A 13846-nucleotide genomic window follows, 5' to 3' on the forward strand; every position below is an offset into this window, starting at 1 on the left:
CCCAGCCGACCTGCTGGCTCTGACCCAGCCGATCGGTTGGCGGACGGCGGCTCTGATACCTCGGATCGAGGTGTCCGAGCCGCTGTCTGCTGTTCGGGTGTCGGCGACGAAATCAGAACCAGTTCGGTTCGTCGGCAGTCAGCCAGCTGATCGGGTTGACATTGCGACCGTTCGACATCGCCACGGACAGGATGTTGGCCAGATAGCGGTCTTCGGATATCTCCAACGGCCGCCCCGCGCTGTCGCGGCTGCGGCGCAGGTGGCGCAGCAGCGGTCGTCCGCGTGCAACCCCCAGCAGGTCTGCATCCTGCTGACCGCAGACGGTCGCCGAGAAGACGTGATCAGCACCGGCGAAGACGATCCCGTACTGCTGGGCGAGGCTGCGGCTGACCGAGGCTGCATCGTTGGGAACCTTCTCGACCAAGTCGCCGAGATCCTCGGGGTAGCTCGTCCGTTCGACCATGACCTTCTCGCCGTCGAGTAGACGCACACGAAGAACCCGCAGCACACGGGCACGAGGATCGACTTTGAGTGCCGCGGCCGTCTCATCCCCCGCAATGCGCCAGCGCTGCTCGATGACCTGGCCGCCCGGGGTCCGCCCGTGCGCGCTGGCCCACTGAGCGAAGCTGCGGAACTCCTCAGCCACTGCCGCCGGCCGAGGCCTGCGCAGCACCATCTTGCGAGCTCCGCGCCGACCTCCCACGGTTCCCTCACTGACCAGCAGTCGCAGCGCTTCGCGCATCGTGCCCGGTGCGACTTCGTACTCGGAGGCCAGAGCTGCTTCGGATTCGAGGCTCTGACCCACCTGCCGTGCCCCCGTGCGAATCGATTCGCGTATCTGCTCCGCGATCTGCTCGTACCGCGCTCCGCCGGATCCAGACGGCTGCAGTTGCGACTCGGTCACGCCTTCAGTCCTCCCATGATGTATTCCCAATAGAGCCAGCACGCTCAGCACTGCTGTCAGTGCCGTGCACCTACGCTACCGCAAGCTCCGAGCTGGCGATGACCGCACGCACTGGAGCGTCACCGTCACCTTGTCTCGACGCTGTGAGCAGCCCGGCAGAGTTCATACGCACGGAATTTTCGCGGTCGGGCTCACTAGTGAGGATTATTCTACTCTTAGAACCTCACTAGTGATCTAGGTTGTCTATCTTCCATCTGTTCCCTATCGTGGGGATGGATCGAAGCACTTCGAATGAGAACACAATGCGCTTGCGCACAAGTCCGAAAGGCGAGTACGACGATGCTCAAACACACACGAAAGCTCACGGCTGCCCTCGCAGTGGGCGCTCTGGCCGCCCTGTCCGGCTGCGGTGACAGCGCCGAGTCCGAGGAATCGGCCAATTGGCGATCGGCGACGTCGGTCGAAGACGGCGGGGGCATGGACGCTCTCGTCGAGGCTGCTCAGGCGGAGGGATCACTCAATGTCATGGGCCTCTACCCCGACTGGGCCAACTACGGCGGGCTGCTCGACGCGTTCTCGGAGAAGTACGACATCGAGATCGACAACGACACCTCGACCGGCGCGAGCCAAGACCTCATCAACGCGGTCAAGAACAGGCAGGGGCAGGAAACCTCTCTCGACTACCTCGACACCGGCGAATCCTTCGCCGTCGACGCCGCAGAGGAGGGCCTGCTCGCCGAATACTATCCCGAGACCGCCGATGACATCCCCGAGAACATGAAGGCACCGGACGGCACCTGGTTCAACCACCTCGGCGGGACCATGGCCATCGGCTGTGACTCCGAAACCGTGAAGAAGTGCCCGAAGAGCTTCGCCGAGCTACTCGAGCCCGAGTACAAGGGCAAGGTCGCCATGCGCGGCAACCCGACGACGGGCGAAGCCGGCTTCATGGCCGTCGTCGCCGCGTCCCTGGCCAACGACGGCTCGCTCGACGACATTCAGCCGGGCATCGACTACTTCGCCGAGCTCTCGGACAAGGGCAACCTCGTACCGACAGAGGCCGAGGCCGGAACGTTCGAGACCGGTGAGACGCCGATTGCCGTCAACTGGGACTACCTGCTCCTGCAGTGGGCGGACGACCTTGCTGACGGTGGGGTGGACATGTCGATCTCCATCCCGTCCGACGGCACCGTCGCCTCCTACTACGCGGCATCGATCAACGATGATGCACCACACCCAGCGGTTGCACGCCTGTGGCAGGAATTCGTCTTCAGCGACGAGGGACAGAACCTGCTGCTCGAAGGCTACGTCTTGCCCGGTCGCCTCGACGCCATGGTCGAAGCCCACACGGTCGACGACGATGCACTGTCGAAGCTGCTCGATGATGCGGTCGACCAGACGGCGCCGCAGCCGACTCAGGAACAGCGGGATTCGCAGCAGAAGGTCCTGGCTGACAACTGGGCGAAAGCCATCGGATGACCTCAGTTCCACAGTCACTGCCCCGCACCGCTGGGCCGGCCGAAGCAGAACCTGCTCCGGCCGGCCCACGGCGCAGGCGAGCCCTCTCACCGGCCTGGACGGCCCTGGCACCGATCGCGGTCATCATCGTGCTGTTCTTCGTGATCCCGATCGGCGGAATGGTGGCGACCTCGCTCCTCGTTCCCGGCAGCGAACCCGGCACGAAGACCTTCGGCCTCGACAACTTCACCGCGCTGGGCTCGGGATCGCGTTCGATGGCCCTGGGCAACAGCCTCCTCCTGTCGTTCACCGCCGCCACCGTGGCCGCGATCTTCGGCGGTCTCTGCGCCTGGGCGATCTCGACCGTGAAGTCGAAGATCGTCGACTCCATCACCGCCGTGATCTCCAGCGTGCTGGCCAACGACGGAGGCGTTCCTCTGGCGTTCTCCTTCATCGTCGCGGTCGGCAACACCGGATACTTCACCGCGCTGATCACGGCGGTCGATTCGACCTTCACGCTCTACAGCGTCAAGGGTCTGATCCTCATGTACCAGTACTTCCTCATCCCCACGATGATCCTTCTCACGCTTCCCAGCTTCGTCTCGCTCAGACAGCAGTGGCGTGAGGCCAACACGTCGTTGGGCGGCACCAGCGTGACCTTCTGGCGCCGTGTCGGACTGCCCGTGATCACTCCCGCCCTGCTGGGTGCCTGGCTGCTCATGTTCGGTTCCGCCTTCGGCACCCACGCCTCGGCAGCAGTGCTCATCGGCACGGGAGGCTTCCCCCTCATCCCGCTCGAGATCGCCGGCCAGCTCGCCGGTTCTGCGGCCACCGGCGGAGAAGGAGTGGCGATGGCCCTGGGCGTGACGACGGGAGCGATCGCCGTGATCGTCCTCATCGCCTACAACGCATTGATGAAGAGGAGCGCCAAGTGGCTGAACACCTGAACAGCTCCCCGCGGATGAAGAGATTCTTGGCGTGGCTGCCGCTCGCGGCGCTGGCGATCTTCATCCTTACTCCGCTGCTGAGCTCGCTGATATATTCGTTCTTCCGCGCCGACGGCAGCTTCACCACGTCCGGGCTCACCGGCCTGGCCGACTCCGGAAAGATCGTGGCCCCGCTCATGCGCAGCCTCGTCGTGTCCGTGCTCGCTGCCGTCATCCTCGTGGTCACGCTGGTTCCTGCAGTCGTCGCCGTCCACCTCTGGGCGCCTCGGCTGCGGTCGGTGCTCAGCATCCTGTGCACCCTGCCTCTGGTCGTGCCGGCCATCGCGATCGTCGCCGGACTCTCAGCAGTGCTGCGCAGCCTGGCGGCTCAGGGCCGGGGCAGCCTCGGCATGCAGCTGAATACGATGCTGCAGTCGCAGGATCTGCCGCTCGTGCTCGTCGGCACCTACGTCATCCTGTGCCTGCCCTTCACATTCCGATCGATCGACGCGGGGCTGTCCACCCTGCCGCTGCGCACGCTCTTCGAGTCCTCATCGATCCTCGGCGCCGGGCTCGGGACCACACTGCGGCGGGTCATCATTCCCAACATCCGAGGACCGGTGATGTTCTCGGTCTTCTTCACCTTCGCCCTGTCCATTGCGGAGTACACGGTGGCCGCGACTCTGTCGATCAACACCCTGCCGGTATTCCTCAATACACTCTCAAGCACGAACTTCCGCGGTTCGATCACCCTGTCCGTGCTGCTCAACCTCACCACATGGCTGCTGCTGGCTGCCGCCACCGTGAGCGCCTCGCGCTTCGGCCATCGACCGAGCGCTGTCAGCGAGCACGATGAGCCCGAAGCCGATGAACCGGCCGTCTCCCAGGCCGCCGGTGCTTTTCGAAAGGACGATGAGACCCCATGACCACTGCGGATAACCGCCCTCGCCCATCACGATCGGGCATCGAACACACAGATGAGCCCGAAGCCGTGCGCTTCGAACACGTCAACAAGTCCTACGGCGGCACCGAGGTGCTCAACGACTTCAACATCGACATCGAAGCGGGCAGCATGGTCAGCTTCCTCGGACCGTCCGGCTGCGGCAAGACGACGACCTTGCGCATCCTCGCCGGTTTCGAACCGGTCAACGGAGGAGATGTCCTCGTCGGCGGCGAATCCGTCCTCAAGCTGCCACCCAACAGCCGCGACATGGGCATGGTGTTCCAGAGCTACAGCCTGTTCCCCAATCTCGGGGTCAGCGACAACATCGAATACGGCCTGCGGATCCGCAAGGTCGACGCCGGAGCACGCCGTCGACGCACCGAGGAGCTCCTCGAGATCTGCGGCCTGACCGGAATGGGCGCCCGCTTCCCGCATCAGCTTTCTGGCGGGCAGCAGCAGCGTGTCGCTCTGGCCCGCGCGCTGGCCACTCAGCCGAAGGTCCTGCTGCTCGACGAGCCGCTATCCGCACTCGACGCTTCGGTCCGCTCCTCGCTGCGTGATGAGATTCGTCGAGTGCAGCAGGCGCTGGGCACGACGACGGTCTTCATCACCCATGACCAGGGAGAGGCTCTGGCGATCGCCGACCGCGTGGCGGTGATGAACGACGGCAGGATCGAGCAGTACTCCGCCCCGCACGAGGTGTATTCGTCTCCGGCCACTGCCTTCGTCGCCCGGTTCGTCGGCTCGATCAACGAATTCGCCGTGGGCCAAGACTGGACGATTCGCGACCGTCTTCCCATCGAGCCCGCACCGCATCACACCGTTTTCGTCCGTCCCGAGAACCTGTCGATCACTTCTGCCGCGGACGGCTTCCTCGAGGTCAAGCACAGCACCTACACCGGCGAGCGCACAATGGTCCACCTCGGGCTGCCCGGAGACCACAAGGCGCGGTGGGCGGCCTCCCTGGCCTCGGTCGACGCCGATGACTTGCAACCCGGCATGCGCATCGATGCCTCGGTCACCGCTGAACCCGCGCTGCGCCTGGACCGGAACGACGCCGACGCCGAAGGAGTCCCCGCATGAGCGACTCCATCACCGGATTCTCCGGTGCCGTCTTCGACTGCGACGGCATCCTCGTCGACTCCGAATCCCCCTGGATCGACCTCATGGCCGGTTACCTGACATCGATGTCCGCCAGTGGCCTCTCGCCCGAGGACCTGCGCGGACTCACCTCGGACGAGGCTGTGGCCCGACTTCAGCGCATTCACGAGGCACCCGGCTCGCCCGGCGATGTCCGACCGCCGACGGCAGGCGAGGTCGACCGCGCCTACAGCGCCGCCCTCGAGCACGTCGCCGCTCCCATGCCCGGCGCTCCCGAACTCGTGGCCTCATTGTCAGGGACCATTCCGATAGCTGTGGCCAGCAACGGCCGAGGCGAGGACGTCCGCGGACTCCTCGAACGTGCCGGAATGCTCGACTTCTTCGACGCCATCATCACGATCGACGACGTCGACCAGGGCAAACCGGCACCGGACCCCTACCTTCTGGCGGCTCGACGGCTCGGGCTCTCCGCCTCGACGGTGGTCGCCTTCGAGGACTCACCGGTCGGGTCACAAGCAGCGCACACGGCCGGATGCACGGTGATCGGAGTCAACAACGATCCCAGCATCGAGCTGGCAGGCGAGGTGCGATTGCGCCACTTCGCGCAGCTGCGTTTCGATCCCCGAACCCGTTCGCTGCTCATCGACACCGAGCATTGAGGAGATGCCATGCCCACTTCGACCACATTCACCCTGCAGACGTGGAACGTCTGGTACGGCGGCCGCGAAGTCGACTTCGGCCAAGAGAAGCAGTACGCGATCGCTGCGCAGTTCCCAGCAGACGTTCTGGCGCTGCAGGAATGCTGGGGCAGCGCCGCAGAGAACCTGGCACCGAAGATCCTCGCAGACCATGCGCAGCGGGGATGGGACACGGCTGTGCTCAGCTCCGGACAGCTGACGGTGGTGGAAACCAGCACGCTGCCCTATGCCCAGGCAGCACTCGTGCGTCCGCTGCCGGACTCGCCGCAGATACTCGTCTGGTCCGTCCACCTCGCGCCGTACCCCTATGCGGTCTACCGAGCTCTGCAGGGGGAAGGACAGGACGTCGCCGATGCCGAGGAGGCACCACGCCTCGAGCAGATCGAAGAGATCCTGTCTGAGACCGACCGTATCTGCGGCCAGGACGGTCAGGCCGATCTGCCCGTCGTCATCTGCGGTGATTTCAATACCCCGTCCACCGGGGACTGGTCGGCGCGCACTGATCGACCCGATATCGCGTGGCGCTCGCCCGACGCACTGCTGGCGGCCGGGTTCACCGACACCTTCCGCGCGGTGCACTCTGACCCTGTCGCCTCTCCGGCCGATACATGGTCTCCGATCGAGCCGCTCACCCACGCCGGTCATCAGGAGAAGCCCGAACCGGGCCGCGCCGACGGTGCCGAGCCCCGTGATCGGATCGACTTCATCTTCTCGCGCGGCCTCGACGTCGTCGACAGTGTGATGCGTGGCTGCAGCGCCGAAGGTCTGATCGAAGACGGCTTCGTCGATGTCGGCGGACGCTGCGAACTCATCCCGAACCAGCGGCAGAACCGTTTCCCGTCCGATCATCAGCTCGTCGAAACACGGTTCACTTTCCCGACCTGAGCGGTTCCCTGCGCGATCGGCGCGTGCCACTCCGTCGATCGTGTACATACGCTGAAGCCTCAGCGGCCCGGCCACGTGGGAAGGCCGGCCTGGTCCCGCAGACTGCGCCCCAGCATCAAACCGGCCAGCGGTCGCATGTTCATGAGTTTCATTCCGACCGAGCGCTGCAGCAGCAGGTCGCGGCGATTCGCTGGAGCGAAGACGATTCCGAGCCCATGGGCCGCGTCCTGCTTGCTGGCTATCATCGGCGTCAGCCGACGTTCGTATGCGTCGAAGGCTCGGCGATGGTCCCCCGGTGTGGCAGCCAATTCGGCCGCCAGCACATAGGCTTCGACCATCGCCAACGCCGATCCCTGCCCGGCCAACAATGACGGACTCGCCGCGGCGTCGCCGATCAGTGCGACTCTGCCGCTGGTCCATGAGCGCATCCGGATCTGATTCGCCCGATCTAGGTAGAGCGTTCGTGCCCGCGGCAGCTCGTGAAGAATCGCCGGGATCTCCCATCCTGCCTCTGCCAGGCTGGAACGAAGGAGGTCCCGTTGTGCATCGAGATCATCAGTGGGAACCGGGCCCTGATGCCGGAAGGTCAGCATGAACATCGTCAGGTCATCACGCAGCGCGACACGGATCGCCTGGAACCCGACTTCAGCATGCAAGACGGCGACGAGTTCATCTCGTGGGCGGTAGCCGTCGACATCGAACGCGGCGACGGCGATCCCGAGGTCTCGCTCGAACCGCGACTCCTCACCGAAGATCAGTTCACGGACGCGTGAGTGCAACCCATCCGCACCGACCACGAGGTCGAATTCCCGTGGGGCAGCATGCAAGAACTCGATATGGACGCCTCGCTCCCCCTCGGTGAGTCGGGCAACGGTGTCCCCGAAGATCGTCTCGACGCCTCCTTCGAGGCTGTCTTGGATTGCAGCGGCGAGGTCTGAACGCAGAATGCTGACGTATCGGCCACTTGTTCCCGCAACGAACTGCTGGGGGTCGAGCGACGCAATCCGGTGCCCATCTAGGGCGACATCGCGAGCCTCTGCGAGCGGGTAGCCCTCGCGTCGCAGTCGAGGCACAAGGTCCATCCGCTCTGCCACATCGAATCCAGTACCCCAGAAATCGATGAGATAACCACCTCGACGCAGCCTGTGTGATCGCTCGAGGAGCGTGGGCTGATGCCCCGCTTTCTGCAGCCAATAGGCCACCGTGGAACCAGCGATCCCGGCGCCGACGACGAGCACACGCATCTTCTGCCTCCCTGCAGACTGATGATCAGATCACCAGTTTAGATCTCCCGGAGCCAGCGCGGACTCGCTGCGTCCAAGCCGACGTTCGTGTTGGCAGGGTCTCATATGTAGTAGTCTCGATCACACCAGAGCACCCAGCGTTCTCTTGCAGAGTTCACACTTCGTTCACATGTCTGCCATAGACGTCAGCGTGGACAGCGATACGGTGCTTGCGTCTGCGCCGTGATCTCTCGCGACGCTTGAGAATCCGAAAGGCTCCTATGACAGTCTCCAAGACGGCTTCATCGTGCGCGGCACTCAGCCTCGTCGCGGCAATCGGCCTCACGCTTCCCCCAGCACCGGCAACCGCTGCCGAAGATCCGCACATCAGCGAAATCGGCTACACGCTCGACACTGACTTCATCGAGATCGCAGCCGAGCCCGGCACCGACGTCTCGGGATGGACGGTCGGTTCCGTCACTCGCGGCGGCAGTGTCCAAGCGGCCGAGAACATCACCACCGTTCCTGCCGGCACCACCGTAGGCGAGGCCGGCGCGCTGGCGGTCGAGGTGCCGATCACGAACTCCGTGAAGTCCGGGAATGCCGCCGACGGCAGCTACGGCTCCTCGGCCTTCGCCATCGATGACGACGGCATGCTCGTGGACTTCGAACAGGTCGGCGGCGTGACCGACGGCAAGGGTGTGACGGGTAAGTCGAACAAGAACACCCCCGACGCCGTCGTCGGCGAAGAGGCCTCTCCCACGGGAGCCACCGCCGCGGGCGGACAATCCATCCAACTCATCGACGGCACCTGGTCCTCCGCGGCGCCGACTCCGGACGCGCTGCCCGGTGATGACGGTGAAGACGGCGGCAACTCCCCTGTGCCAGAGGATGTCACCCCGATCGCCGATATTCAGGGCACCGGCGATGAAAGCCCCCTGCAAGGCGAGACCGTCAGGACCCGCGGCATCGTCACAGCGTCGTACCCGAGCGGCGGGCTGAACGGATACTACGTGCAGACGCCGGGCACAGGCGGTGCCGAGGATGAGACTCCGGGCGCCTCGGACGGCGTCTTCGTCTACTCCCCTGACACAGTCGCTGATGTCAGCCTCGGCGACCATCTTGAACTGACCGGCTCGGTCTCTGAACACTACGGGCAGACTCAGATCTCAGTCAGCAACACGGGAATGACGGTCCTGGATGAGCCCGCCGAGGCGGTCAAGCCCATCGAAGACGCGTTCCCTGACGACGCTTCCGCCCGTGAAGCCCTCGAAGGCATGCTGCTGCAGCCCACCGGTGAGCTGACCGTGGCCGACAATTACAACACGAACGCCTACGGCGAAGTGGTGTTGGCCACCGGCGACGGAGCCCTCCCCCCAGCCCACCGAAGTCGCCCGACCGGGAAGTGCAGAGGCCAAGGCCGTCGAAGCCGAGAACCTCAAACGTGAGGTCATCCTCGATGACGGTGCGAGCGTCAACTACCTCGAAAACGACAAGGACACTGTCGTCCCGTATGTCTCGAACGACGAACCGATGCGCGTCGGCGCTCAGGTAACGATGACCTCGCCGGTGGTGCTCGGCTTCGATCACGAGAAGTGGCGCTTCCAGCCCACCACGCGCCTGACCGGCGACAACGCCGAGGCGATCCAGCCTGCCAGCTTCACCGACACCCGCACCGATGCACCAGAGGACATCGGCGGACAGGTCAGTCTGGCCAGCTTCAACGTCCTCAACTATTTCACCACGACCGGCGATCAGCTCTCCGGCTGTGACTACTATGACGACCGCGAGGGCAACCCGATCACCGTTCGCGGCGGCTGCGATGCCCGTGGTGCTGCCAACGCGGAAAGCCTCAAACGCCAGGAGACGAAGATCGTCACGGCCATCAGCAAGCTCGATGCTTCAGTCGTCTCTCTCATGGAGATCGAGAATTCCGCGGCGTTCGGCGATGATCGCGATGATGCACTTGAGACTCTTGTGCAGCGCCTCAATGAGGCTGCCGGCACCGATAAGTGGGACTTCGTGCCCTCCCCCGACGACGTTCCTGCGGATGAGGACGTCATCCGCACGGCTCTGATCTATCAGCCCGCCGAGGTGGCCCCGCACCAGGATTCGACGATCCTTGATGATGAGGATGCGTTCTCAAACGCCCGCGAACCGCTCTCGCAGGCATTCGCGCCGAAGGATGAGTCAGGTCAGCCTGACACGGACAAGACCTTCGTGACGATCTCGAACCACTTCAAGTCCAAAGGTTCGGGCTCAGGTCCGGGCAACGAGGACAGCGGCGACGGCCAGGGTGCCTCGAACGCTGACCGGGTGAAGCAGGCGACGTCCCTCGTGGACTTCGCCGGTCAGCAGCAGGAGGCAGCGGACTCCGACTACGTCTACCTGCTCGGCGACTTCAACGCCTACACGCAGGAAGACCCGATGCAGGTCTTCTACGAATCCGGGTTCAAGGATGTCGCGTCCGAGATGACAGACAAGGCGACCTATGTCTTCAAGTCCCGCACCGGCAGCCTCGACCATGTGCTGGCACTGGACTCTTCGGACTCTGGCGCCGGCGACCAGGCTGCGGCGGATCTGCCGTCGAACGCTTTCGATGCGATCACCGGCGCCGACGTCTGGAACATCAACTCGGTCGAAGCACTGGCCCTGGAATACAGCCGCTTCAACTACAACGCGGGCGACTTCTACGCTCCGGATCAGTTCCGCGCCTCCGATCACGATCCTGTCGTCGTGGGGCTCTTCGAACCTGGGGACGAGGTCGGGAACGACAACGCAGAGGCCTCGGCTGGTGCTGACGGTGGAGATGCTGGTGCAGGTGCTGAGGGTGGAGATGCTGGTGCTGGTGCCGACGGCGCAGACACAGATGCTTCGGCGGGTGCGGATTCGGCGGCTTCTGTGAGTGCGGATGCCAACAGCGGTTCGAGCGGTGCGAGTGACTCGGGTGGTTCCAGTGACTCATCTGCTGCGGGGGCCGGTGGATCCTCAGATTCTGCTGCCGGTGGATCCTCAGACGCGGCAGCAAGCGATGCTGGCGGCGACCTGCCTCGTACGGGTGTTGATCCGGCGCTGACCATGTCCGTTGCGGCTGGGTTCCTCATCATCGGCGCGAGCATTGTGCTCATCGTGCGCAGACGCAAGCTGAGAGTACGCAGCTAGTACACGGTTCCGGGCGGCCACGTACCGGCCGGACCACCCATTGTGAGGGAGGAGAACGTCGATTCTGATCGTAGAATCAACGTTTTCCTCCCTCACTTTCAGCTCTCAACCGCGACCTGGCCGCGCATGAGCACCCGGGCGGTGCGGTACAGGGAAGCAGCAGTCACGGTTTTCTGCGCTTCATCCCAGACGGCGGAGGCTGTGACAACGCCAGAGGGTGTGCCCAGACGCACCTCGGGGCCGGGCATTGAACGCTCGGATCTGTGGAATATTCCGTAAACGATTGTTCCAGAGATCTGCGCGGCAGCTGCCAAGCACATTGCTCCGGTGCCCGGTACAGCCTTGTGGGTCTGGCCCATGGAGATCATGCGGACGACGACATCGGAATCCTCAGCCGCCGAGGTGGTGCCGTCGAGCAGGGTCGTTGGCTTCGGTGAGGTCACGACCGCGACCTTGGGCACGACCTGCGGGGCGGTCTCCGGAGACTCGCACAAGCCCATTCGCACGGCTGCTTTGCGTCTCAGTTCCTCGATCATCAGGGTGGAGGGACGATTGGCGTCGATGGACTCGGGAGACTCATCGCCGTTGAGACCGATCGCGCCTGCAGGCACTATGACTACCGGCAATGCCGCATCGACCATGGAGACCTCGATCATGCCTCCATCGACGTCGATCGACTCCGAGGCAGCTCCCGTGGGCAGAATCCCCGAGGTGCGGCTGCCTGCCGGATCGGGGTAGATGAGCTCGATCGGTGCTCCGGTGCCGCTGACCCCGGTGAGTTCGAAGTCCCCTGCGACCGCGGCCTGTCCATCGACGACGGTGAGGCCGACGTCGACGAGCTTGCCGGTGTTGGTGTTGAACAGACGGAATACGTGCCACCCATCGGCCGCGGAGATGATCTCGGCCAGCAGGGCGAAGGGCACGACACCCGAGGACAGATTTCCGCAGTTGCCCGAATAGTCCACGACCGCCTCGGCGACATCGACCTGACCGAAGGTGTAGTCCAGGTCGACACCTGTCCGCGTCGACGCGGACACGACCATCACCTTCGACAGCGATGAGATCCCACCACCCATGCCATCAAGCTGGCGGCCGAAGGCATCCGGGGAGCCGAGCGCAGAACAGAAGATCGCATCCCACGCCGAGGTGTCACCGGCGTCGCCCTGGGCTGGCACCCTGTCCAGCTCGGGCAGGGCATCGATACGGAAGTAGAGTCCCTTGCTCGTGCCTCCGCGGACGAACGCGGCATCGATCCAGTCGGTCATCGGCCTGCGGCGTCCACAGCCTTCGGAACGATGACCATCGCGGCGAAGCCGAGGACGGCGACGACGGCGAAGAGATAGAAGCCCCACGGGTAGGCAATACCTGCCGTGACGAGGGTGCCGGTGATGAACGGTCCGACGATGGCGCCGATGCGGCCGACTGCCGAGGCCATGCCGATCGCGGTGCCGCGTGCCGTGGGTGGGTAGATCGCGGAGACGAAGGCGTAGACGAGGACCTGAGCGGAGAAGACGAAGACACCGGTGATGAAGACGGCGATGTTGAGCAGGATCTGGCTCGTCATCGGGATGCTCAGTGCCGCGAGGAACACGGCTGCCAAGAGGAACCACATGAGCACGATCGGTTTGGTGCCGTGCTTGTCCGCCAACCAGCCGGCGATAACGAGTCCGACGACGGCGCCGATGTTCATCACGAAGAGCATGACGAGGGAGTCGGAGACCTCATAGCCCGCATCGGCCATGATCTTCGGCAGCCAGGTATTGAGTCCATAGACGAGCAGCAGACCCATGAAGCTGGCGGCCCAGACACCGATCGTGACCAGCTTAAACCGTCCGACGAAGAGTCCGGCCATGCCGGTCTTCGGGGCCACGGCAGTGGATTCCGCAGGTGCCTGCTTCGCGACCTGAGCGGCGACGAACTCCTGAGATTCGGGCAGCTTCCACCACAGCAGCGGGACGAGGACGAGGCCGGCGACACCACCGGCGATGAAGAGCAGGTGCCAGTTGTGCGAGTAGAAGACGGCGAGCAGTGAGATCGCCACGGCACCGGCGTGGTAGCCGGTCATCGTCAGGGTCGTCGCTTTGCCGGTCTTGCCCGATTTGTTGTGCTCGCTGATGTAGGCGAGGCAGCCGGGCATCACGGCACCCAGGGCAAGTCCGGCGATGAACCGGAAGGTTGTGAACAGGGCGACGTTCGGGGAAAACGCGACGAGAATCGTGAAGATGGAGAAGAAGAGCACGCAGAAGATGATCGTGTAACGGCGCCCGAAGCGGTCGGCGATCGGTCCCACCGCCGCGGCACCGAGGCCCACACCCACCAAGCTCAAGGTCGCGACGAGGGTCGCAGCCTCAGGAGTGAAGCCGATGGCGTTGGTCGCCAGAAGTTCGGGGATCACTGCGCCCAGCACGACGAGGTCGAAGCCTTCGAGTGCGACGGCCAGCCAACACAGGATCGCCGGCCAGCGGGTATCGCTGGCGCGGGCAGTGTTGGCAGCGCTAGGGGCTGCGGCAGGTGTGGACATCAGTGTCTCCGGTCGTTCAGTAGGT

Annotated in this window: 11 protein-coding genes; 7 read left to right on the forward strand and 4 right to left on the reverse strand. The window is 64.4% G+C overall.

What is annotated here, in order from left to right; all coding sequences use genetic code 11:
- Positions 1–112 precede the first annotated feature (112 nt).
- The gene (locus HU144_RS18290; protein WP_235352506.1) at positions 113–904 is read right to left on the reverse strand and encodes a GntR family transcriptional regulator; all 792 of its coding nucleotides are present in this window, start codon (positions 902–904) and stop codon (positions 113–115) included.
- Positions 905–1243: 339 nt separating this feature from the next.
- Between HU144_RS18290 and HU144_RS18295 the strand changes: the two genes are divergently transcribed.
- Genes HU144_RS18295 through HU144_RS18320 form a run of 6 tightly spaced genes read left to right on the forward strand, consistent with a single transcriptional unit; the run spans position 1244 to position 6915 of the window.
- Entirely contained in the window at positions 1244–2383 is a 1140-nt protein-coding gene (locus tag HU144_RS18295) for an ABC transporter substrate-binding protein (RefSeq protein ID WP_096162225.1), read from the forward strand.
- Positions 2380–3309, forward strand: a complete 930-nt coding sequence (locus HU144_RS18300; RefSeq protein ID WP_198398052.1) for an ABC transporter permease — start codon at positions 2380–2382, stop codon at positions 3307–3309. The genes HU144_RS18295 and HU144_RS18300 overlap by 4 nt, the downstream gene beginning before the upstream one ends.
- Positions 3294–4214: an ABC transporter permease gene (locus HU144_RS18305; RefSeq protein ID WP_096160314.1), complete on the forward strand. Its 921-nt coding sequence runs from the start codon at positions 3294–3296 to the stop codon at positions 4212–4214. The genes HU144_RS18300 and HU144_RS18305 overlap by 16 nt, the downstream gene beginning before the upstream one ends.
- On the forward strand, positions 4211–5314 hold the full coding sequence (locus HU144_RS18310) for an ABC transporter ATP-binding protein (RefSeq protein WP_235352507.1): 1104 nt from the start codon (positions 4211–4213) through the stop codon (positions 5312–5314). The genes HU144_RS18305 and HU144_RS18310 overlap by 4 nt, the downstream gene beginning before the upstream one ends.
- The gene (locus tag HU144_RS18315; protein ID WP_235352508.1) at positions 5311–5991 is read left to right on the forward strand and encodes an HAD family hydrolase; all 681 of its coding nucleotides are present in this window, start codon (positions 5311–5313) and stop codon (positions 5989–5991) included. The genes HU144_RS18310 and HU144_RS18315 overlap by 4 nt, the downstream gene beginning before the upstream one ends.
- 9 nt (positions 5992–6000) lie before the next feature.
- Positions 6001–6915 carry an endonuclease/exonuclease/phosphatase family protein gene (locus HU144_RS18320; protein WP_193084107.1) on the forward strand — a complete coding sequence of 305 codons (915 nt, stop codon included), beginning with the start codon at positions 6001–6003 and terminating at the stop codon, positions 6913–6915.
- Between the two features lie 59 nt (positions 6916–6974).
- Here HU144_RS18320 and HU144_RS18325 read toward each other — a convergent pair whose 3' ends face one another.
- Positions 6975–8159, reverse strand: a complete 1185-nt coding sequence (locus HU144_RS18325) for an FAD-binding domain (RefSeq protein WP_235352509.1) — start codon at positions 8157–8159, stop codon at positions 6975–6977.
- A gap of 1296 nt (positions 8160–9455) precedes the next feature.
- Between HU144_RS18325 and HU144_RS18330 the strand changes: the two genes are divergently transcribed.
- Positions 9456–11300, forward strand: coding sequence for an ExeM/NucH family extracellular endonuclease (locus HU144_RS18330; protein ID WP_235352735.1), 1845 nt, complete (start codon positions 9456–9458; stop codon positions 11298–11300).
- Positions 11301–11398: 98 nt separating this feature from the next.
- On the opposite strand, the gene HU144_RS18335 is transcribed toward HU144_RS18330, so the two are convergent.
- On the reverse strand, positions 11399–12565 hold the full coding sequence (locus HU144_RS18335) for a PrpF domain-containing protein (protein ID WP_235352510.1): 1167 nt from the start codon (positions 12563–12565) through the stop codon (positions 11399–11401).
- Positions 12562–13821, reverse strand: coding sequence for an MFS transporter (locus HU144_RS18340; RefSeq protein WP_235352511.1), 1260 nt, complete (start codon positions 13819–13821; stop codon positions 12562–12564). The genes HU144_RS18335 and HU144_RS18340 overlap by 4 nt, the downstream gene beginning before the upstream one ends.
- Between the last annotated feature and the right edge of the window lie 25 nt (positions 13822–13846).

The sequence above is a fragment of the Brevibacterium sp. UCMA 11752 genome (genome assembly GCF_021532235.1).
GTDB lineage: Bacteria > Actinomycetota > Actinomycetes > Actinomycetales > Brevibacteriaceae > Brevibacterium > Brevibacterium antiquum.